This window comes from Pantoea sp. ABR1s, assembly GCF_057812235.1.
In genome coordinates this window covers 3,816,213-3,838,529 of record NZ_CM173823.1, presented here as the reverse complement: position 1 = coordinate 3,838,529, position 22,317 = coordinate 3,816,213, and the positions used below count along the sequence as shown (strand labels likewise).

General features: G+C 56.7%; 19 protein-coding genes and 1 riboswitch. Of the genes, 7 read left to right on the top strand and 12 right to left on the bottom strand.

The window, feature by feature from the left end; all coding sequences use genetic code 11:
* Positions 1–287: 287 nt before the first annotated feature.
* The 5 genes from ACXKZD_RS18085 to pgi form a co-directional block, all read right to left on the bottom strand.
* Positions 288–2,378 carry a YjbH domain-containing protein gene (locus ACXKZD_RS18085; protein WP_010672199.1) on the bottom strand — a complete coding sequence of 697 codons (2,091 nt, stop codon included), beginning with the start codon at positions 2,376–2,378 and terminating at the stop codon, positions 288–290.
* Complete coding sequence (locus ACXKZD_RS18080; protein ID WP_488981784.1) at positions 2,378–3,121, bottom strand: capsule biosynthesis GfcC family protein; 744 nt, start codon at positions 3,119–3,121, stop codon at positions 2,378–2,380. Before ACXKZD_RS18080 ends, ACXKZD_RS18085 begins: the two co-directional genes overlap by 1 nt.
* Positions 3,118–3,765: a YjbF family lipoprotein gene (locus tag ACXKZD_RS18075; RefSeq protein WP_010672200.1), complete on the bottom strand. Its 648-nt coding sequence runs from the start codon at positions 3,763–3,765 to the stop codon at positions 3,118–3,120. Before ACXKZD_RS18075 ends, ACXKZD_RS18080 begins: the two co-directional genes overlap by 4 nt.
* 197 nt (positions 3,766–3,962) lie before the next feature.
* The gene (gene yjbE / locus ACXKZD_RS18070) at positions 3,963–4,211 is read right to left on the bottom strand and encodes an exopolysaccharide production protein YjbE (RefSeq protein ID WP_010252668.1); all 249 of its coding nucleotides are present in this window, start codon (positions 4,209–4,211) and stop codon (positions 3,963–3,965) included.
* Between the two features lie 565 nt (positions 4,212–4,776).
* Complete coding sequence (gene pgi, locus ACXKZD_RS18065; RefSeq protein WP_010672201.1) at positions 4,777–6,423, bottom strand: glucose-6-phosphate isomerase; 1,647 nt, start codon at positions 6,421–6,423, stop codon at positions 4,777–4,779.
* Between the two features lie 391 nt (positions 6,424–6,814).
* Positions 6,815–7,007, top strand: a riboswitch (Lysine riboswitch).
* A 113-nt stretch (positions 7,008–7,120) separates the two neighbouring features.
* Between pgi and lysC the strand changes: the two genes are divergently transcribed.
* The 3 genes from lysC (at position 7,121) to panS (ending at position 10,508) form a co-directional block, all read left to right on the top strand.
* Positions 7,121–8,473, top strand: coding sequence for a lysine-sensitive aspartokinase 3 (lysC, locus tag ACXKZD_RS18060; RefSeq protein ID WP_022625207.1), 1,353 nt, complete (start codon positions 7,121–7,123; stop codon positions 8,471–8,473).
* 241 nt (positions 8,474–8,714) lie between these two features.
* A complete protein-coding gene (gene aqpZ / locus ACXKZD_RS18055; protein ID WP_022625208.1) occupies positions 8,715–9,407 on the top strand; it encodes an aquaporin Z in 693 nt (230 codons plus the stop codon).
* A gap of 183 nt (positions 9,408–9,590) precedes the next feature.
* The gene (panS, locus tag ACXKZD_RS18050) at positions 9,591–10,508 is read left to right on the top strand and encodes a ketopantoate/pantoate/pantothenate transporter PanS (protein ID WP_010252655.1); all 918 of its coding nucleotides are present in this window, start codon (positions 9,591–9,593) and stop codon (positions 10,506–10,508) included.
* 95 nt (positions 10,509–10,603) lie between these two features.
* On the opposite strand, the gene ACXKZD_RS18045 is transcribed toward panS, so the two are convergent.
* The 6 genes from ACXKZD_RS18045 to ACXKZD_RS18020 form a co-directional block, all read right to left on the bottom strand.
* Entirely contained in the window at positions 10,604–12,229 is a 1,626-nt protein-coding gene (locus ACXKZD_RS18045) for a Na/Pi cotransporter family protein (RefSeq protein WP_010672204.1), read from the bottom strand.
* Between the two features lie 108 nt (positions 12,230–12,337).
* Positions 12,338–13,330, bottom strand: coding sequence for an ABC transporter ATP-binding protein (locus ACXKZD_RS18040; RefSeq protein WP_010252646.1), 993 nt, complete (start codon positions 13,328–13,330; stop codon positions 12,338–12,340).
* Between the two features lie 2 nt (positions 13,331–13,332).
* The gene (locus tag ACXKZD_RS18035) at positions 13,333–14,118 is read right to left on the bottom strand and encodes an ABC transporter permease (protein ID WP_033769434.1); all 786 of its coding nucleotides are present in this window, start codon (positions 14,116–14,118) and stop codon (positions 13,333–13,335) included.
* Positions 14,119–14,129: 11 nt separating this feature from the next.
* Positions 14,130–14,975 carry an ABC transporter permease gene (locus ACXKZD_RS18030; RefSeq protein ID WP_157353530.1) on the bottom strand — a complete coding sequence of 282 codons (846 nt, stop codon included), beginning with the start codon at positions 14,973–14,975 and terminating at the stop codon, positions 14,130–14,132.
* Positions 14,972–15,784 (bottom strand): alkaline phosphatase family protein, encoded by an 813-nt coding sequence (locus ACXKZD_RS18025; RefSeq protein ID WP_045140868.1) that lies wholly within the window; start codon positions 15,782–15,784, stop codon positions 14,972–14,974. The genes ACXKZD_RS18030 and ACXKZD_RS18025 overlap by 4 nt, the downstream gene beginning before the upstream one ends.
* A 20-nt stretch (positions 15,785–15,804) precedes the next feature.
* Positions 15,805–16,866: an ABC transporter substrate-binding protein gene (locus ACXKZD_RS18020; protein WP_061703542.1), complete on the bottom strand. Its 1,062-nt coding sequence runs from the start codon at positions 16,864–16,866 to the stop codon at positions 15,805–15,807.
* Between the two features lie 206 nt (positions 16,867–17,072).
* On the opposite strand from ACXKZD_RS18020, the gene ACXKZD_RS18015 reads away from it, so the two are divergent.
* The 4 genes from ACXKZD_RS18015 to ubiA all read left to right on the top strand — a co-directional run bounded on the left by ACXKZD_RS18015 (position 17,073) and on the right by ubiA (position 19,756).
* On the top strand, positions 17,073–17,780 hold the full coding sequence (locus ACXKZD_RS18015) for a UTRA domain-containing protein (protein WP_010672207.1): 708 nt from the start codon (positions 17,073–17,075) through the stop codon (positions 17,778–17,780).
* A gap of 71 nt (positions 17,781–17,851) precedes the next feature.
* Positions 17,852–18,262: a phosphate-starvation-inducible protein PsiE gene (psiE, locus tag ACXKZD_RS18010; protein WP_010252246.1), complete on the top strand. Its 411-nt coding sequence runs from the start codon at positions 17,852–17,854 to the stop codon at positions 18,260–18,262.
* 86 nt (positions 18,263–18,348) lie between these two features.
* Complete coding sequence (gene ubiC / locus ACXKZD_RS18005; protein WP_010252243.1) at positions 18,349–18,861, top strand: chorismate lyase; 513 nt, start codon at positions 18,349–18,351, stop codon at positions 18,859–18,861.
* 58 nt (positions 18,862–18,919) lie between these two features.
* Positions 18,920–19,756, top strand: coding sequence for a 4-hydroxybenzoate octaprenyltransferase (gene ubiA, locus ACXKZD_RS18000; RefSeq protein WP_154209916.1), 837 nt, complete (start codon positions 18,920–18,922; stop codon positions 19,754–19,756).
* A 63-nt stretch (positions 19,757–19,819) separates the two neighbouring features.
* On the opposite strand, the gene plsB is transcribed toward ubiA, so the two are convergent.
* Entirely contained in the window at positions 19,820–22,243 is a 2,424-nt protein-coding gene (gene plsB / locus ACXKZD_RS17995; RefSeq protein WP_488982094.1) for a glycerol-3-phosphate 1-O-acyltransferase PlsB, read from the bottom strand.
* Between the last annotated feature and the right edge of the window lie 74 nt (positions 22,244–22,317).

Sequence of the window (22,317 nt, the reverse complement as noted above, 5' to 3'; positions counted from 1 at the left end):
AAAAAAGCGGCCTGAGGGCCGCTTCAGACTGCTGACAAATCCAGCTCCGGTTAAATCTGGCAGCAATAATGAAGAAACTCAACGCGCAGGGAACCCGGTCAGAGGAGGAAAGCGTCCCGCGCCAGGGACGGCGCGGGCCGAGCGGCCAGGGATGGCATTAGCGCCTTTCCGATCTGACCGGGTTCCCTGAGCAGGCGCGATCTCATTGCTATGCTTTGCTTCAGGTGTATGCTCCCTGAGCCTGCTTTCTGTTAACCGCATGAAACGGCCCTGAGGCCGCCATCTGCTTAGTTAAAGCGCGCGTCGCGATCGGACGTCAGATCATACAGCTGGTACTTGCGACCCAGCATCTGACCGCCATCACGCGTCAGCGGCACCCAGTTCACCTGCGCGCGACCGCGCGTTGGCGTCACAGTGAACAGATCCATTGGGATGGAGATATAGAAGCCTTTGGTGAAGTCGCCTTCGCCATACTCTTCAGACGAGACGTTGGTTTTGGTGGCATAGACACCCACCATCACGCCGCTGTCGAAGCGCTTCGACACATCGACCGTCACACCTTTATCTTTCGCCAGATACTGACCGACGCTGGTTTTCACCAATACATCCTGCATGAACCATGGACGCCAGTAACCCGTCAGGTTGCCGGTTGAGGCTTTATAGCGGTTAAACTGCATCATGTTGTCCCAGTCACGCTGACGGACATAGTTGGCATCGACGCCCACCGCCCAGTTCGCATCGACCGGACGATAGAGCAGCTCGCCGCCCACGCCGCCATACATCGTCTCCAGGTACCCGCCGTAAACCTGACCATAGAAGCCGTTACCGAGGTGGCCCATATAGTTCGCCTGCAGATCGTTGACGTAGACGTTGTTCTCAACGTAGTCGCGGATATGGGTACGCACGCGCGGCAGCGAAGAGTCCGCCGGTGCGCCGTTGTAGTTGAACTTGTCGTAGTTGTTGGCGAGGTTACCAAACAGACTACCGCCCACCAGCAGGTGATCCGTCAGCCAGTAATCAGCGCTGGCCATCACGCCGACCTGATACATATAGAAGCTTTCCGGGCCGCCCACCGACTGATTCAGCACCGGCGACAGACTGTAGTTCAGGCGATCCTGACGGATAAACATCCCCTGCTCAGTGGTACCCGGATCGACCGGTTCTTTGCGGGTCTGTTGCAGTGGCTGCTCATGGCCCAGCGGATAGCCTTCCAGATTGTTACGCAGGCTGGCGACCTGCGTCTCAGTCGTCACCTGTGGCATGTTAAAGCGCGACTCGGTGACATTGATGGTGTCGATGCCGTCAGGCAGGTGGTTCATGATGATGCGGTTCGCACGATCCACCCCTTCACGGGTATCGCGATACTTCGTCTGCTCGCCTGACACATAGATCGTGTGACCCTGAGTCTGAATACGCGGACCATCAAGACCGGCATTGTATTTCAGATCGGTCAGCTGAGTGCCCACCACCGTCGGCTCCAGCAACTTAGGTTGCGGCTGCGGATTGTAGGAAGGCTTCTCGCTGTCGATGTGCGCCTGACGCAGATCGTTGAAGTTGGTGCGAATGGTGACACCAAACATAAAGGTGTTACCGCGTTCGTAGCTGGCGTTGATGTCAGCCCAGTCGGTTACGCGATAAATCGCGCCGACGTTGAGCTTGCTGCGCTGCTCAAGGCGGCCAGCAAAGTCATTCTGATAGTCGTTGCCCTCATACTCCATTTTAAGGCGCAGCGGCTGCCAGGGCGTCTGATACTCCACGCCGCCAAACAGCGCCGTCGGACCGTGGAACATCTGCGAGCCGTTGATTGAACCCGCTTCGCCCACCTGCGGACGCTGGCAATAGCTGTCGCTGTATGAGCAGAACGGGTTCTTCACGGTGCCGCTATTGCCGAGATAGCCCCAGCCAAGCCCCAGGGTAAAGTCGAACGGTCCCCATGCTTTGGTCGCCACCAGGTATTCGCTGTCGAACAGACCGGTACCGCCCAGATCGCGGGTTCCCACCGCCACTTCCGGCAGCCAGAAGCCCTCCTGCCACAGACGGAGTTTCAGGTCGAAGGCTTTATCTTTATAGCTCTGCGTGCCGCTGAATTCTGAGACCGCACTGTACTGACGGGTGCGCACGTCGGTATACCGCACCGTGGTCTCCAGCCAGGGAAAGAGCTGCAGTGACGCGGAGTAGTATCGGTACTGATCGTTGTCGCGCGCGTTGAGGCTGAACTCGCCCTCTTTGGCCATGCGCGCCGTCGGCACCTGCATCAGACCCACGCCGCCGAAATCGGATTGTGAAGGGCCCACCGGCTCGGGCCAGGTGTCAGCCTGCGCCTGACAGGCTGCCGCCACGGAAACAGCCAACAGGCTGAAGAGATAACGTTTTTTCATCAGTCTGGTATCCGGTGAGTCAGTACGGAAAGGATGCGTTCATTAAGGTCTTCATAGCTGCCTGGCAGGCTCCATGACGAAAAGCCGAGCCAGATAATGCTGCCTGGCTCCACTTCCGCGTGGCGATGATTCCAGTAGGCAACCGGCACCTGCTGTATGGCGCCTGAAGGTGCAATCACGGTGACAAAATTGCGTTCTGCCCCGGAGAGTGCGTCATGACCATCCAGATAGTCGCGTACTGATTTACCCGGCTGCCAGCTCACTTTGCCTGCGCCGCTCAGCGCGCCGAGCAGCAGTACAGAATCTGAGGGGGCCTGCAGATAGAGGTCATAGCTGCCTTCCAGCCGACGGTTGTCAGCCGGATGCAGACGGATCCAGTCCGGGTCGAGCGACGTGAACTGGCGACCTGCTACTTTGATGGCGCTCAGCTGGCGGATCACCTCATCAATGGCCGCCGCCCGATCGCCGCTGCTGTCGGCACGCCAGGCACGTAACGCGCCCAGCGTCTGTTGATAGTGCTGCTGTGCCACTGCGCTGGCGCCGCGCTCGGCAATAAAGGTCGCACGCCAGTCAGTGTTGACCTGCAGTGGAGGCAGAGTCACCAGCTGGGAGAGATCCGCGACCTGGCTCAGCTCAGCCTGACCGCCGTTGTGCGGTGCATGAACGATAACCTGCGCAGTTGCCTGCGCTTCTGCGGCGCTGAACAGGCTCAGCCCGGCCAGCAAAAAAGTGATTTTTTTCATGATTTCGCCGGCTTCAGAATAGTGATATCTACAGGGAAGGCGTCTGCCGCCAGCATCTGATGGGCCTGCACCACATCGCCGCTGCTGTTATCGATCCAGAAGGTGTTTTCCCACTCGCGGTTACTGCTGTCGATGCTCACCTGCTCATGCCAGACGCGGCACGGAATGCGGTTGCCCGCCACGGTCAGGACTTCGTCGGTGCCGCGCTGGAAGGTTGAACGCACAGTCGCGCCGCGAACCTTGCCCTGTTCGGTCCACTGCACGATGCGGGTCCAGCCTGCACCGTTGCTGATATGCAGGCTGTCAGCGAGCGGATCCTGTTGCAGATTGCTGACGCTAAGCAGGTTATCCGGCAAGCCCAGGGTTTTAACCAGGCGGCCATGCTGTGTCACCAGCATCGCCTGATCCTGTGTCACCCATTTCTGCTGACCTTTCTCGTTGTAGCCGAGCACTACAAAAATGCGCGGACCTTCATTCAGGCGAGCATAGAGACTGGCATAGGGAAGATTGTTGACCTGTTGATCGGTAACGGTCACGTCGTCCGGACCGTTAACCGCAAGCAGCAGAGTCTGTTCAAGACCTTTTTGCGTTTGTGTACAGGCCTGCAGCAGCAGGCAAGCGAGCAGCAGAGGAAGTTGGCGCACTGTGTGTCCCTGATAAGTCATGCCAAAGTAAAAAATAACCACACAGGCGTGTGGTTATGTTTAAAGGTGCTCTGCCCGTCCCGTTCCGGCTGCAGAAATACAGGTTACGTGGCTCAGCATCCTCACTCACCGAAGTCAGTGGTTCAGCCTCTGCCCGTTTGCTGCAGATCAGCAATCAGACGGGGGTCGGGCATCCATCAACGAGTGGTGCTCGTCGTGGTCGTGGTTGTTGTACCGGTATTTGCACCGTCACCACCGCCAGAAGCGGCAATGCCGAGCCCGACCAGCGCGCCAAGTGCACCGATACCCACAGCGGTCGACGTGCCAGCAGAGATTGCTCCCGCCTGCGCGCCAGCTGCGGTACCAGCTTCTTCCGGCGCAGCAAATGCGCTGGAAGAGACGGCAACGAAGATCAAGGCTGCACCGGCAACCATAGTTTTTTTCATAACAGCGTTTCCTGCATTGAGTGAATGAAGGATCTCTGTCCGCTGAGGTTGCAACGCAGTCAGACTGCGGCAAAATCGACGGACAGTCCCATTGCGGGCGCGTTCAGTATAGGGCAACAAAATACCAGAGTTCAGCACCGGAAAAACCAGGGTGAATAGCGGGGTGGGCGCGTGATTTAATTAGCTGGATTGGGGATAACTACTTTTTATATCGGAATATTTCGGGCTGATGCCAGATATTTCGCTACTGGCGAATCAATTGCAAAGCGGAATGTTCTTTTTTATTAATATCTGGTACGGAATAAGAATAATCAGAATTTACTCAGGATTGCTGAAACTGAATATGATTATGAATCAATAGCTAACAATAGAGATTGCCCCATTTCAGGACCATTTTATACTTTATGCTGGCCCGTTAAGTGTATCGATGTTCAGAATTATCTTAGGTTATTTTAAGACTTTTCCCTGACAACCCATGCTCTCCGACGATATAAACAGCCCATTCAGATGTAAAAACAGACAAAAAAAGGGCAGCAAAGTGGCCGCCCGATGAAATTAACGCCGATTAACGCCAGGATTTATAGCGGTTAATTAAGGCATTAGTGGAGCTGTCGTGAGTGGTAACTTCGTCCTCATTTTCCAGTTCCGGCAGAATACGGTTCGCCAGCTGCTTACCTAATTCCACACCCCACTGATCGAAAGTGAAGATATTCAGGATGGCACCCTGAGTGAAGATTTTGTGCTCATACAGGGCAATCAGTGCGCCCAGGCTGTAAGGGGTAATCTCACGCAGCAGGATGGAGTTAGTCGGGCGGTTACCTTCAAACACCTTGAACGGCACGATATGGGCCACAGACTCTGCAGATTTACCGGCATCGGTAAACTCTTTCTCTACGACGTCGCGTGACTTACCAAACGCCAGCGCTTCAGTCTGGGCAAAGAAGTTAGAGAGCAGTTTCGGATGGTGATCCGCGAGCGCATTATGGGTAATAGCCGGCGCAATAAAGTCGCACGGAACCAGCTTGGTACCCTGGTGGATCAGCTGATAAAACGCGTGCTGACCGTTGGTGCCAGGTTCGCCCCAGATGATGGGGCCAGTCTGGTAGTCCACCGGATGACCGGCACGATCCACATACTTGCCGTTTGACTCCATATTGCCCTGCTGGAAATAGGCGGCAAAGCGGTGCATGTACTGGTCGTAAGGCAGAATCGCTTCGGTTTCAGCACCAAAGAAATTGTTGTACCAGATGCCAATCAGTGCCAGCAGCACTGGCAGGTTCTGCTCAGCCGGCGCAGAGGCAAAGTGCTGGTCCATGGCATGTGCGCCGCTCAGCAGCTGCTCGAAGTTATCGAAACCAATCGAGAGAATGATCGACAGGCCGATCGCTGACCACAGTGAATAGCGGCCGCCAACCCAGTCCCAGAATTCAAACATGTTGTTGGTGTCGATACCAAATTCGCCCACCGCTTTGGCGTTGGTCGACAGCGCAGCAAAGTGTTTCGCTACGTGCTGCTGGTCGCCTGCCGTTTTCAGGAACCAGTCGCGCGCGCTGTGGGCGTTGGTCATGGTTTCCTGGGTGGTGAAGGTTTTCGATGCCACCAGGAACAGGGTGGTTTCCGGGCTGAGGTCTTTCAGCGTTTCGGCGATGTGGGTGCCGTCAACGTTAGAGACAAAATGCATGTTCAGATGGTTTTTGTACGGGCGCAGCGCTTCAGTCACCATAAACGGGCCGAGGTCAGAGCCGCCGATACCGATATTCACCACGTCGGTGATCGCTTTACCGGTATAGCCTTTCCATTCGCCGCTGATGATGCGCTCAGAGAAGCCTTTCATCTTATCCAGCACCGCGTTGACCTCTGGCATCACATCTTTGCCATCCACCAGAATCGGCGTGTTACTCCGGTTACGCAGCGCGACGTGCAGCACCGCACGATCTTCGGTGCGGTTAATCTTCTCACCCGAGAACATAGACTTAATGGCACCGCTCAGGTCGGTCTCTTTGGCCAGCGCCTGTAACTTATCGAGGGTTTCCTGGGTGATGCGGTTTTTGGAGAAATCCACCAGCATCTGATCATCAAAGGTGGCAGAGAATTTGGCAAAACGATCGGCATCCTGGGCGAACAGATCGGCAATTTCTACCGACTTCATCTGCTCAAAATGCTGTTGCAGCGCTTTCCAGGCTGCGGTTTGTGTCGGATTGATATTTTTCATGGCAACACTCTTGTTGATATTAAGAACCGTCATTCCATCGGAGGCACATCATGCCCGTTTAGCGTTTCAGTATGACCACAGTTGTAACTGAAAGGAAAAATTTTGTCAGCGCGCGCCGGACAGGCGATCTGAACGCCGCTGTTTATCGCCAGCATTCACTGGCGCGAACAGCCAGCGGACCGCAGAGGCAACGCGCGGTAAAGTGTGACGCGAAAGTCTGCGCAAAACGTTGTGCCGTATCAGGGATTGCTGCATGGGCTGAACCCATTAAGCACTGTAGCCGCTGCGACGCAGAGTCATTTGTTTTCTGATGCGGCGCTCCGGGCATCGCTGACATTGACAGCAGGTCCAGAAAAGGCTAGATCTATGCGCCTACTTGCGCACCTGTGCGCAAGCCAGAAGAGGCGCGTCGCCCAGGCAGTGTGTTGGAGGAACCGTATCCGGTGAAAACACATGATGGGGAGCGACGCCGAGGTGGGTCAGCACGCGGTGTGCTGCCTGTCGGCTACAGGGGCTGAATCCTCTGGGTTGTCACCAGAAACGTCTGCAGTCGACGTTTCGCAAGGTGGGGCGCTTCTGGGTGACTCGTCTATCCGATCTTGTCCGCCCGTTTCTGCTCTTTCCTTGTGCCTGGCTGAAAGAATGTTTCTCGACCCTTTCATCGGCGAGAACAAGATAACCTGACACGAGGTCCTACATGTCTCAAACACTGATAGTGGCAAAATTCGGCGGCACCAGCGTAGCCGATTTTGAAGCGATGAACCGCAGCGCCGATGTGGTGTTGCAGGACGCCAGCACGCGTCTGGTGGTGCTCTCTGCTTCGGCGGGCATTACTAATCTGCTGGTTGCGCTGGCTGAAGGCCAGCAGGCTCCCCAGCGCGCTGTGCTGCTTGATGATATCCGCCGTATCCAGTACGCCATTGTTGATCGACTGCAGCGTCCGGAAGTGATCCGCGATGAAATCGATCGGATGATCGACAATATCAGCATGCTTTCCGAAGCCGCCTCACTGGCCACCTCAAATGCTCTGACCGATGAACTGGTCAGCCACGGTGAGCTGATGTCATCACTGCTGTTTGTGGAAATTTTGCGTGAACGCCAGGTTAATGCGGAGTGGTTCGATGTCCGCAAGGTAATGCGTACCGACGATCATTTTGGCCGGGCAGTACCGGATGTACAGGTGCTGGCGGAGCAGGCGACGGCGCAGTTACAGCCGCGCATTGAGCAGGCATTGGTCATTACTCAGGGGTTCATCGGCAGTGAAAGCGAAGGGCGCACCACCACCCTGGGTCGCGGCGGCAGTGATTACACCGCCGCGCTGCTGGGCGAAGCGCTGAACGCGGCGCGTGTGGATATCTGGACGGATGTGCCGGGCATCTACACCACCGACCCGCGCGTGGTGCCGACGGCGAAGCGTATTGATGAAATCACTTTTGAAGAAGCCGCTGAAATGGCGACGTTCGGTGCGAAAGTGCTGCACCCGGCGACGCTGCTTCCCGCTGTACGCCGGGGTATTCCGGTATTCGTCGGTTCCAGTAAGGATCCGGCAGCCGGTGGGACCCGCGTCTGCAATGAAACCCGCAACCCGCCGCTGTTTCGGGCGCTGGCGCTACGCCGTAAGCAGACGCTGTTAACGCTGCACAGCCTTAACATGCTGCATACGTTTGGTTTCCTTGCCGAACTCTTCAATATTCTGGCGCGTCATAACGTCTCGGTTGACCTGATCACCACCTCCGAAGTGAGCGTGGCGCTGACGCTCGACACCACCGGATCGACCTCAACCAGTGCCAGCCTGCTGACCCAGGCTTTACTGACTGAACTCTCGTCGCTGTGCCGGGTTGAAGTGGAAGAAGATCTGGCGCTGGTGGCGATTATCGGTAATCAGCTGTCAAAAGCGTGCGGCGTCGGCAAAGAGGTATTTGGTGTGCTCGACCCGTTCAACCTGCGGATGATTTGCTACGGTGCCAGCAGCTACAACCTCTGCTTCCTGGTACCGGGCAACGATGCGGAAAGCGTGGTACGTACGCTGCATCGTAATCTGTTCGAGTAAACTTCTCTGCCATTCAGGCCGCGTCAGCGCGGCCTGAAAAACGGCAAAAATGGTTCATATCTCCCTCATTACTCCCCCGGCACGCGACTTCCGATAAAACCTGTTAATACATAAAGTTACATTCTGTTATTGCCAAATGGCAACCCCTTTCTCTGCGCATTTCGTGCACCTGCATTGCGCTCCCTTTCCGCAGATTTATAATCCCGCCGCTGAATCAATTCACCCAAATTTAGGAAATATCATGAAAAGGTTAGTCGCAGAGGCGCTGGGTACCTTCGTGCTGGTGGCCGGCGGTTGTGGAAGTGCCGTGCTGTCAGCTGCGTTCCCGGAGCTGGGCATTGGCTTCATGGGCGTGGCGCTGGCTTTCGGGCTGAGCGTGCTGGTCATGGCGTATGCGGTCGGTCACATCTCAGGCGGGCACTTTAACCCGGCGGTGACCCTGGGATTAGTGGCAGGCGGACGTTTTCCCGCGTCTCAGGCCATTCCTTACATCATCGCGCAACTGGCAGGCGGCATTGCCGCTGGCGCGGTGCTCTATCTGATCGCCAGCGGTAAAGGCGACTTCAGTGCAGCGGCCAGCGGCTTTGCGGCGAATGGTTACAGTGAACACTCGCCGGGCGGCTTCAGCCTGCAGTCAGGCATGATCGCCGAAGGGGTGATGACCGCTATCTTCCTGATTGTGATTATGGGTGCCACCAGCGAACGCGCGCCGAAAGGTTTTGCACCTATTGCGATCGGCCTGGCGTTAACCCTGATTCACCTGATCAGCATTCCGGTGACAAATACCTCGGTTAACCCGGCACGCAGCACCGCGGCAGCCCTGTTCCAGGGTGACTGGGCGATCTCTCAGCTGTGGATGTTCTGGTTAATGCCGATTATCGGTGCCGTGATTGGTGGTTTGATCTACCGCAGTTTAGAGGTAAAAGCAGCGTAATTTCTTCGATATGCAGCGGATCGGCAGCAGTCGATCCGCATTTTCCCGCCTCGCCCCATCTTCGCCGTACGCCATGATAATGAAATGTTATGATCCGGCCTTCGTCACCGCAGTCGTTCCTGCATGATGACTCTCTATGGCAAATCTGCATAAAACATAACATTCTTATAAGGAAGTCTGGCTATGCTCGCCACGTTAACCCGCCTGTTCCCGCTCTGGGCCGTGCTGTTGTCTGTCGCCGCTTATTACTCTCCAGGTACGTTTCTCGGCATCGGACCCTGGGTCACTTATCTGCTGATGCTGATTATGTTCGGCATGGGTGTGACCCTGAATATCGACGATTTTAAACGGGTCCTGACCCGACCTGCGCCGGTGATTGCCGGAACCTTTCTGCACTATCTGGTGATGCCGTTAGCCGCCTGGGGACTGGCAAAACTGTTTCATATGCCGCCCGATCTGGCTGCCGGTATGATTCTGGTCGGCTCAGTTGCCAGCGGCACCGCCAGCAACGTCATGATCTATCTGGCGAAGGGGGATGTGGCGCTGTCGGTGACCATCTCGTCAGTCTCTGCGCTGGTGGGTGTGTTCGCCACGCCGCTGTTAACCCGCTTTTATGTTGATACCCACATTCAGGTTGACGTGGCTGGCATGCTGCTGAGCATCGTGAAGATCGTCGTGATCCCCATCTCCCTGGGACTGATCATTCATCACAGCATGAACAGCGTGGTTCGCCGGGTGGAACCCTGGCTGCCTGCGTTTTCGATGGTCTGTATTCTGCTGATCATCAGTGCGGTGGTGGCGGGCAGTCAGGCCTTTATTGGATCGGTGGGTCTGATGGTGATCGCGGCGGTGATCCTGCATAACGCGATTGGCCTGCTTGGCGGCTACTGGGGCGGTAAGCTGTTTGGCTTCGATGAGTCAACCTGCCGTACCCTGGCGCTTGAGGTCGGCATGCAAAACTCCGGTCTGGCGGCGACGCTGGGCAAACTCTACTTCTCCCCACTGGCGGCATTGCCAGGCGCGCTGTTCTCGGTGTGGCACAACCTGTCAGGTTCACTGCTGGCGGGTTACTGGTCAGGAAAGCCGATTAAGAAGAAGTAACAGTGGCGGCGCATTATTGCACTGCGCCGTATCTCACTGCTGCCGCGCCGGACGATCGTCGCTCCGGCGCGGCAGGTTATTCACTCCACTCAGTTTTATTCATAGTCACGTTCATCGTCGGGCTGTTCCAGCACCGTGTAGGCCACACTACAAAACAGTGAATTCAGGCGCTTCATGTCGCCCAGTAAACCGAGATGCAGCGAACTGGTCTCAATACTCTGCACGTTCTTCTGGTGCAGGCGGTCAACATGCGCATGAGAGTAGCGGCGGATCATCAGACGGAAGCGATGTTTAGCGCGGCGCAGACGTTTAGCACTGGTGATATCGTGTGACAGAAACACCGACAGACTCATTCTGAGGTTAGCGATCAGCAGCTCATGCAGCTCCTGCAGCTCTTTTAATCCCTCGGCAGAGAACGCGCGGCCCGCTGCCAGTGACTTGTCAGCGACATCGCCGCTCATCCGCTCAATGATGTCCCCGGCCTGCTCCAGATTTAGTGACATTTCAATGATTTCGCCCCAGCGACGTGAGTCCTCTTCGGGGAGGTCCTCTTTTGGCATCCGCGCCAGATAGAGTTTGATGGCGGTATAGAGCACATCGACATCATCATCCAGCCTGCGCACCGTGCGTTCCTCGCGGGATTCGCCATGTACCACCTTATTAAACGCCTCCAGCATCTGCTCCAGCACGTCGCCCATGCGTAACGCTTCGCGGGCGGCATTCACCAGCGCCAGCGCCGGCGTATCCAGTGCGCTGCGATCGAGGTGCTTCGGCTTGAGGTGCAGCGCGTTATCCACGTCGTCGGCGATCATACGGCGACAGAGGCGCGCCATCAGGTCAGCAAACGGCACCATCGCCACGCAGCGGATCAGGTTGTAAAACACATGGAAGAAAATCACTAACTCTTCATCGTTGACCGGCAGCTTATCCAGCCACTCCGCCACAATATCGACAAACGGCAGGATGAACACACAGCCGATCAGCTTGAACAGCAGGCTGCCGAGCGCCACGCGCTTGCCCGCGGCATTCGAGCCGCTGGCGTTGATCATCGCCAGCAGGCCGCTACCGAGATTGGCACCAATCACCAGACAGAGCGCCACCTTGAATGAAATCACGCCAGTGGCGGTGAGCGTCGCGGTGATCAGCACCGCGGCCAGGCTGGAGTAGCTGATGATGGCGAACACCGCACCCAGCAGCGCATCGAGCATCACGTCGCCGGTCAGGCTGGAGAAAAGCACCTGGACACCGGCAGCCTGGGTAATCGGGCGAGCCGCTTCGACAATCAGCTGCAGCGCCAGCAATATCAGGCCCAGGCCAATACTGGCCCGGCCTAACTGACCCGCACGGGTCTGCTTGCGGCTGAGGAAGAACACCACGCCAAAGAAGATAAACAGCGGTGAGAGCCAGGAGAGATCAAACGTCAGGATACGCGCCATAATCGCGGTGCCGACATCCGCGCCAAGAATCACCACCAGCGCGGGCGTCAGGCTGACCAGATTCTGCGCCACAAAAGAGGTCACCAGCAGCGTGGTGGCGTTGCTGCTCTGCACCAGCGTGGTCACGCCAATGCCCGCCAGAAACGCCATCGGTTTTTTTTCTATGCTGCGGCTCAGGACGCGGCGCAGATCGGCACCGTAGACCCGCATGATGCCGGTTCGTACGATATGCGTGCCCCAGACCAGCAGGGCCACCGCAGAGAGTAAATTAAGCAGGGTTAACACGTGGTGTCGCTCCTCGAATGTCAGGCTCAAAGCACAGACTGCCAGCCTGACGGAAGAGAGCAATCTGTGAAGGGGATTGCCGTGCTATGCGTGATTTTTTCCTGTGTTTTAAGCCACCTGGCGCAAAGTCGACATCTCTAATTGTAGACCAATCTTCCTGCCAGCGGGATGCAAATCCGCCGCCGATCGGTTAAGCACATCAACCGAAAGTTCCACATCATGCGCCCGGATACGATAGCGGATCACGTTGCCCAGCAGGCTGTGGCTGAGGATTTCCGCAGGAATGCCCTGGCCCGGCGCGGTGAACAGCATTGATTCCGGGCGAATGGCCACCTGGCTGTGGAAAGGCTGACCGGTCAGTCGCGTCGCCTGCTCAGCGCTCAGCAGGTTATAGTTGCCAATAAATCCGGCGGCGAAGAGATCGACCGGTTGGGTATAGAGCGCTTCGGCATCGCCATTCTGCACGATTTTGCCCCGGTTCATCAGCACGATACGATCGGATAGCGTCAGCGCCTCCTCCTGATCGTGGGTGACGAACAGGGTGGTGAGATTCAGCTCGCGCTGGATGCGCCGGATTTGATCGCGCAGATGGCGGCGAATACGCGCATCCAGCGCCGACAGCGGTTCATCCAGCAGCAGCAGACGCGGACGCGTCACCAGCGAACGTGCCAGTGCCACGCGCTGACACTGCCCGCCTGACAACTGGTGCGGATAACGGCGTGCATAATCATTGAGTTCAACCAGCTCCAGCACCTCCAGCACCCGCTGGCGAATCTGCGCTTCGGGCAGTTTCTGCATCTTCAGGCCAAATGCGACGTTCTTCTCTACCGTCATGTTGGGAAACAGCGCATAGCTCTGAAACACCATACCGATGGCGCGCTTCTGCGGGGCCAGCGGCACGATATCTTTGCCCTCCAGCCTGATTTCACCGCTGTCGACGCCGGTTAATCCCGCCAGACAACGCAGCAGCGTCGATTTACCGCAGCCGCTGGGGCCGAGCAGGGTGACAAATTCCCCTTCAGCGGCGCTGAAATCGATCTGCTCAAAAATGGGCGTGGGTCCATAGGACTTGTTCAGCTCTCTGACCTCAAGGTAACTCATATTCAGCCTCGTTCGGGATTCAGGGCGTTGGCCAGCCAGGTAACCAGCAGCACCACAAAGAAGTAGGAGATCACCAGCGCGCTGGTGAAGTGACCGCTGCCGTTACGCATGTTGAAGAGGTAAACCTGCAGGGTTTCATAGCGGTTGCCGACCAGCAGGTTAGCGAAGACAAATTCGCCAATCAGGAAGGAGAAAGAGAGCAGCACGGCAATCAGCATCCCTTTGCGCAGGTTGGGCAGCACGACCCACAGCGCCGCCTGCCAGGTGCTGGCACCCAGCAACTGCGCGGCATCAATCAGCTCTTTGAGGTTGATCGCCTGCATATTGTTCGCCAGTGCCCGGTAGATAAAGGGCAACGCGATAGTGAAATAACAGCCGATTAAGATCCACGGCGTGCCGGTCAGCATCAGCGGTGACGAAGAGTAGAGTTGCAGTAATCCCACTGACGACACCACCGGCGGCACGGCGAAAGGCATCAGGATCAGGACGTTCATCACCGCATCCAGTCGAGGAAAATAGTAAGCGATTACAAACATGGCAGGCAGCACCAGCACCAGCGAGAACATAAGCGCACCCAGGCAAATCAGCAGCGAATGGCTCAGCGCCGTCAGAAATCGCGGGTCGCTCCAGAGCTGGATGAACCACTTCAGGCTATAGCCCTGTGGCAGAATGGTGTTACTCCAGTCGGACGACAGTGCATAAAGCAGTGTGGCCAGTAAAGGCAGTGCCAGCAGGGTAAAGAGTAACCCGACCATTATCCGGTGATAGAGGTGCTCAGCACGTGACATGGCGGCTCCTTTCATGGCTGTTTCGCATTGAGATAGCTACGGCGCACCAGATATTGCTGCACCAGGGTGATCAGCGCCATAATCGCCACCAGCAGCATCGCCAGCGCACTACCGGTGTTGGGATCCAGCGAGATATCGCCGGAGACCAGCGCGGCAATGCGCACCGGCACCACGTTGAAATTACCCGTGGTCAGGGCATAAATCGTGGCGTAAGCGCCCAGCGCATTCGCCAGCAGGATCACAAAGGTCCCGAGCAGCGCCGGAAACAGAATCGGCAGGCCGATGTGCCACCAGTAGTGCCAGCGGCTGGCACCCAGCAGCGCAGCGGACTCCTGCCACTCTTTTTTCAGCCCGTCGAACGCCGGGTAGAGCAGCAGCACGCCCAGCGGGATCTGGAACCAGGTGTAGACCAGCACCATGCCGTTGCGCGAGAAGAGTCTGAAGCTCTCAACCAGACCAAAATGGCGCAACAGCAATGTCAGGCAGCCGTTCAGCCCCAGCAGAATCACAAAGGCAAACGCCAGCGGGACACCCGCAAAGTTGCTGGTCATATTGGTAAAAGCGATGAGAAAGCGCTGCAGTCGCCCGCCGCCGAGCTGATGCAGTGAATAGCCGGTGACCAGTGCAATCAGTAAGCCGTAGACGCTTGACCAGAGTGAAATATCCAGCGAAAAACGAAACGCCTGCTGGTAGAAGGGCGAGGTGAGAATGTCCTGATAGTTATCCCAGCCCCACTGGCTGTTCATCTCACTCCAGAAGCTGTTAATGGCGATCCACAACAGCGGTGCCAGCTGAAAGGCGACCCAGAACAGGGTGAACGGTAACAGCAGCAGCAGCGCGACTCCTTTTCCTCTCATCTCTTCGACTCCGCCAGCAGGCCGCGACAAACCGGCTTGTCATGCGCCACCTCAAGCAGTTCACACAGCGTGCCGCACAGATCGGTCTGCTGCGGTGCCAGGTCAGGCTGCAGCGAGAAAGCCCGGCCAAAGACAAACAGCGGCACCGTGGTCTCTTCCGGCAGAATGCCGCCGTGGGATCGATCGTCATTCATGCCGTGATCGGCGGTCACCATCACCTGATAGCCCTCAGCCAGCCACAAGGGCATCCACTGCGACAGCAGGCCGTCTGCGATGCGTGCCCGGTTGCGGTACTGTGGTGAGGAGAGGCCCGATTTATGACCGGCATCGTCGATGTTCATCGGGTGGATTAGCAGAAAATCGGGATCGTGACGCAGCCGCAGGCTTTCTGCATCTTCAAACAGATGCGAGTCGGGATAGCTATCGTCAGAATAAAAATGGCCATACTGAATGGGCAGGTCCGGCGCGTCAGTGTGACGATCGCGCGCCGGAACGAACGGCGTTCGGTTATAAAGCTCACTCACCCAGTGGTAGGCCGCCGCCGCAGTCGTCAGTCCCGCCGCTCGCGCAAAGTGAAAGATGCTACGCTCGCGGCTTAACCGGCTGACGCCATTATGAATAATGCCGCTTCTGACCGGCGGAACACCGGTCAGAATGCACTCATAAAGCGGGCGTGACAGCGAGGGTAATTCACAGGTCATACGGTAATAAAACCCGTTGCCCTGCGAACATTCGGCATGCAGGTAACCCATTGCATGTTGTGCGACCTGATTGCTCAGGCCGTCCAGCACTACCAGGATGGTCTTCATTCCGTTCTCCCTGCCGCGAATTACTGCTGCATGTTGATGATGACGTTTTCCTGCCACAGGCGCGGCAGCATTTTCGACGATTTATCCCAGGCAGCCTGATCCTTCACCGGACGGGCATTTTTATATTCAGATTGCGGCAGCAGGCGAGCCTGAACGTCCGCTGGCAGCGTCAGATGCTCGGCACGAATCGGACGGGCATAGCCCTTCGCCAGATTGATCTGTCCCTGGTCTGAGAAGATATATTCGCGCGCTAATTTTGCGGCGTTAGGGTGTTTCGCATATTTGTTGATGACGGTGGTGTAGCCGGAGGTCACGGAGCCATCAGACGGGATAACCACTTCGTAGCGGTTTTTGTCGATCTGGTCCCGGTAGTTAAGGGCGTTAAAGTCCCACACCACCGCCATCTGCACTTCGCCTTTTTCGATATTGGCAATCACCGGATCGGTAACGCCAAGACGACCCTGTTTAGCCAGATCGGCAAAGAAAGCCAGCGCCGGTTTCAGGTTCTTCTCATCGCCACCTAAGGCGTAGTTTGCCGCCAGTACGCCGTTGGCCGCCTGAGCTGCCACGCCGACGTCACCGATAGTAACCACATACTTACCTTTTTTCAGATCGGCCCAGCTGTGGGGGATATCTTTAACCTGCTGCTTGTCGATCAGGAAGGCGATGGTGCCGGTATAGGCCAGCGCCCAGTGGCCATCTTTATCTTTTGCCCAGGCCGGAATCTGATCCCAGTGAGTGGGTTTATAGGGCTGGGTCACACCTTTAGCGACAGCGATCGGGCCAAAGGCGGCGCCCACGTCACCGATGTCAGCGCTGGCGTTCTCTTTCTCTGCATCGAATTTCGCCAGCTCCTGCGCTGATGACATATCGGTATCGCTGTGCTTAAGGCCATATTTGCTGCTGATGTCGTTCCAGGTTTCTTTCCAGTTAGCCCAGCTATCCGGCATGCCGACGCTGTTGACCTGGCCTTCACTGCGTGCCGCTTTTTCCAGGGCGGCAAGGTCGTTATCGGCGGCCTGCGCAACGGGCAGGGTGAGCACTACAGCACTGGCTACTACAGAGGCGATAAACGCTTTCATCTCAGTTGCTCCGGGTGTAAGTTGATGGGCCTGGCTGGTCTAGTCCAGCAAGAACCGAGCCAATGTAGCCCCTGTATATGAACGATTTATGACAGGGCGGCGCTGTGCGGGGGATGGGCGATGAAAGATGTGACCCGTTCGCCTGTCACAGGCGCGTTTACCTGAACAGTAAGAGTGCGGAGTCGCACCAAAATGAGGCTACTGTTGTGGAGTCGATAGCACTCAAAACGGCGGATGCGATCGCCAGCGTCCTGCTGACGCGTATTCAGGCCGGAGAGTTCAGCGCCGGGCGACTGCCGGCGGAGCGTGCCTTAAGCGAAGCGTTCAGCACGACCCGGATTACCCTGCGGGAAGCACTGGGCAAGCTGGAAGCCCAGGGAATGATCTACCGGGAACTGCGTCGCGGCTGGTTTATCGCACCGCCGCGGCTGATCTATAACCCGCTGCATCACAGCCACTTTCATGCCATGGCAATGGAGCAGGGACGGCAGGCGGCCACCGAGGTCATCGCCGCCGAACAGGTCGCGGCGCACGACAGCGTGGCGACGGCGCTGCGGCTGGCATCCGGTTCGGCGGTGTACTGCATCCGCCGTTTGCGGCGCATCGACGGGCGTGCGGTGCTCTATGTTGAACACTACCTCAATCCGCGTTTTTTCCCTGGTCTGCTTGATGAAGATTTGACCCGCTCACTGACCGATCTCTATGACCAGCGCTACGGCATTCGTTACGGCGGCGCGCGCTTCACCATCCTGCCCGGCCCGCTGCCGGAGGTCGCCGCACCCATGCTGAATGTGGCACCGGGCAGCCCCGGTTTGTTGATCACCCGCATCAATCGCAACCAGCAAAAAGAGGTGATTGATTGCGACTGTGAATACTGGCGTTACGATGCGCTCTGTGTTGATGTGGAGGCCTGAGGAGTTATTGTGATTTGCGTCACACTCGCGCATGATACCGCGCGCTAACAACTCCTTTTTTAAGGCGCAACATGAGTGACAAAAATCCTTTGGCCCGCCACCTTGCAACGGTACTGCAATGGGTGCTGAATCTGGGTCTGCTGAGTCTGGCGATCATCCTGATCGTCTTTTTAGGCAAAGAAACTATCCATCTGGCAAACGTGCTGTTTAACACCAGCGAGCAGTCATCCTCCTATCTGTTGATTGAGGGGATTGTCATTTATTTCCTCTACTTCGAATTTATTGCGTTGATTGTTAAGTACTTTCAGTCGGGATATCACTTTCCGCTGCGCTATTTTGTCTATATCGGTATCACGGCAATTATCCGCCTGATTATCGTCGACCATAAAAATCCCTTCGATACGCTCTGTTACTCTGCGGCGATTCTGATTCTGGTAATCACTCTGTGGCTGGCAAACAGCAACCGCCTGAAACGCGAGTAATCTCCCTGCCGTCTGTCATGACGGCAGGTGTTCGCATCGCGTCTCTGCGCTAAACTAGCGTCCTGAAAATTATTGGGAGTGGTGCTATGTCGCAAGACGCGCTCAGCTTATTACGTGCGCTCAACTGGCTTTCTCCGTCGCAGGCAACCCTTGCGCCGCCATTGCTCGACTGGCTGATGGAGGAGGATTCAATGACGCGCCGTTTTGAACAACATTGTCAGCGGGTCACGGTTCAGCCGCTGCGTGAAGGCTTTATCGACGCCAGCGAGTTGGGTGATGAAAAGGGCTTGTTGCCAGACGATCAACGCTTCTGGCTGCGTGAAGTGTTGCTGTTCGGCGACGATCAGCCCTGGCTGGCTGGCCGTACGCTGGTGCCGGAAAGCACCCTTAACGGGCCAGAAGCGATGCTGCAGCAGCTGGGCACCCGGCCGCTGGGTCGCTATCTCTTCTCCTCTTCAACGCTGACCCGCGATTTTATTGAGCCGGGGCAGGTGGAGGGATTGTGGGGACGACGTTCACGCCTGCGTCTCTCCGGCAAACCGCTGCTGCTGACTGAACTATTTTTACCGGCATCGCCGCTCTATCGCGATCTGGTCTGAGGATCCTGTGGTGCAAAATAGCTTAAGTATAAATAAATGGCGGGCCTACACGCGCCTGATGCGTATCGATAAGCCGATCGGTACGCTGCTGCTGATGTGGCCAACGCTCTGGGCATTATGGCTGGCTGACATGGCGATTCCGCCGCTGCCGGTGCTGGCGGTGTTTGTTGCCGGGGTCATCGTGATGCGTGCAGCCGGTTGTGTGATCAATGACTACGCCGATCGCAAAGTAGACGGTCATGTCGAACGTACGAAGCATCGGCCACTGGCCAGCGGCGCGGTGAGTGCAAAAGAGGCTAAGCTGCTGTTCGTGATACTGGCTCTGGCGGCTTTTGCGCTGGTGCTGACCATGAACATGATGACGATTATGCTCTCCGTGGTGGGGCTGGCGCTGGCCTGGGTCTATCCCTTTATGAAGCGTTATACCCACCTGCCGCAGGTAGTGCTGGGTGCCGCCTTTGGCTGGGCCATTCCCATGGCATGGTCCGCAGTTAGTGAGTCCTTACCTCTGGTCTGCTGGCTGGTATTCATCGCCAACATCTGCTGGACAGTCGCCTATGACACTCAGTATGCGATGGTGGATCGGGATGATGACCTGAAGATTGGCGTGAAGTCGACCGCGATTCTCTTTGGCCGTTTCGACAAGCTGATCATTGGTCTGCTGCAACTGGCGACGCTGCTGCTGATGGCGCTGGTTGGCCTCATGCTGCATCTGAACAGCGCCTTCTACTGGACGCTCTTGCTGGCCGCCGCGCTGTTTGTTTATCAACAGAAGCTGATCGCCGGACGCGAGCGGCAACCCTGTTTCCAGGCTTTTCTCAATAACAACTATGTCGGAATGGTGCTGTTCCTCGGTGTGCTGATGAACACCCCGCCGTTCAGCCAGCTGTTCTGACAGGGGATTCAGGCACAAAAAAGGCGACCCCATGAGGTCGCCTTTTTACTATGCGCGCTGGGGTCAGTCGTGCGCCACAGCGGTTTCAATCGTCATACGGACATCGCTGGTGACCAGGTCTGCCAGCATATGCCAGGTCGCCAGGGTCTGCGCAACATCGGCATCACCGCTGTCGCTGATATACCCTTCATCGCGCAGGGTCAGGACCAGTGAGGTAAAGACCGCTTTGTCGAAGAATTCCGGGGCATTGATACCGTGCAGCACCGACAGACGCTGTGCCAGCGTCCGGCTCTCTTTCTCCAGCGTGCCGCGGTTAATCGTCGGCTTGGCGCTGAGAATGGAGAACGTAATAGCATAGCGCTGCAGTGTTTCACGCACACCGGCGGCCAGCAGTTGCAGCGTGCGATAGCGCGCTGAGGAAAAGCGCAATTCGCCAGCTTCAAGCGTAATCAGGCCCTGACGCGCCAGCTCCTGACTCAGTTCGGTCAACAGTTGTGGCAGCTCATCGGTCTGCCAGCGCAGGAACAGCTCACTCTTCAGCATCGGGTAGATCAGTCTCACCTGACGCAGCAGTTCTGCTTCGCTCAGCGTTTGATGCTGCTGAACTATGGCGGCAATCAGCGACGGCATCACCAGCATATGATGAATATTGTTGCGATAGTAGGTCATCAGCACCGCCTGCTCACGCGGCAGAATGATGATGTCGCCAATGCTGTCCTTTTCACTCTCAAACTTATTCATACCCATGGCGTGATCCAGCAGCGCTTCCGCTGAAAGATCGGGTACGGTCGCATTTGGCGAGTAAGGCACGTTGCGCAGCAACTGGGTATAGCACTCCAGTTGTTCAATCAGCTGTTCACGGGTTAGTGAGCGCTGACGTGACGCCAGCAGGGCGGTGACACAGAGGTTCATGGCGTTAGCCGCGCCCGCTTCATTGATACGCACCATCAGGCTGGCAGCAATATCGTTGACGGTTGGGGTTAACCAGCTGGGACGCTGCGGCTCAATCGGATCGATGGCATCGCGCCATTCCGGCACCCGCTTATTGAGATAGTTGACCAGCGGCAGGGGTTCGCCAAAGTTCACGTAACCCTGACCGAGATTGCGCAGCTTGCGTAAGCCGCGCACCATCTGCATGAAGCCCTCTTTCTCTTTCGCCGCGCCGCGCAGTTCTTTAGCGTAAGTGCCCACTTCCATCACGTGCTCATAGCCGATGTAAATCGGCACCAGCGTGATGGGGCGATTTCCGCCGCGCAGCATCGCCTGCAGCGTCATGGCTAAGGTGCCGGTTTTAGGGTCCAGCAGGCGACCGGTTCGTGAACGGCCTCCTTCGACAAAGTACTCAACCGAATAGCCGCGGGTGAATAGCTCGCCGAGATATTCGCGGAATACCGTGGCGTAGAGCTTGTTGCCTTTAAAGGTACGACGAATAAAGAAAGCGCCCAGGCGACGGAAAATCGGGCCGGCTGGCCAGAAGTTGAGATTGATACCGGCTGCGATGTGCGGCGGCACCAGACCCTGATGATAGAGCACATAGGAGAGCAGCAGATAATCCATGTGGCTGCGATGGCACGGCACATAGACAATCTCGTGGCCATCCTGCGCCAGCTGGCGAACTTTTTCTCCGCCATTGACGTTGATGCCCTGATAGAGCCGACTCCAGAGCCAGCCCATCACGCGGTCAGTTACGCGGATGGCTTCATAGGAGAAGTTTGCCGCAATCTCCTCCATCATCTCGACGGCATTCTGCTGCGCTTTCTCATGGGAGATTTTTTTGCTGCGAGCTTCATCTTCTACTGCTTTTTCAATCGCTTTGGATTGCAGCAGACGAGTAAACAGATCCTGACGCGCCGGCAAGCGCGGGCCAATCGCCGCCAGCCGCTGGCGGGCAAAATGAATGCGCGCCACGCGAGCCAGCTTCTGGGCGATCGACTGATCCGTACCGTGTTCAGTTGCCATGCGGCGCAGCGACACCGTCGGCGAGAAGCGGACAAAACTGTCGCGCCCGTGCCAGATCACCGCAAAGAACTTCTGCACCCCGTTCAGCACCCGCAGGTGTGGCGTTGCTTCGCCCTGGACTTCACGTCCTGGTGCGCGGCCAAACATCACCGTGACCGGCAGCATCTGAATATCCAGCTTAGGGTTATTGCGATGCAGGTCCAGGTAATCGTGAAAGATTTTCACGGATTCAACGCTGGGCACAAAATAGGGGAAGACGCGTGGGCCATTGTGGATAAAGACGTGGCGCGGCAGCAGAGAACCATCAATCTCCAGCGGAGTGAGCGGGTCGGGCAGATGATGCCGCAGACACTGTGCGCGTAAAGTCAGTAAGTCGGCCTTCGAATCGTAAGGCAAAACATACATAATAGGTCGGGTCGGATCCAGACCATGTTCAGACACGGGATCGGCCGGAATGGCCTTACTTTTTACCAAAAACGACAGTGGTAAATTAAGCAGTTTGTAATAGAGTTTACGCCAACCTGACATAGACAACATGAAGCCTCTTGTTAGCAAAGCGCCGCAAGCATACCAGAAAGCGCAGCGAAGATCTGTGGTGGTGC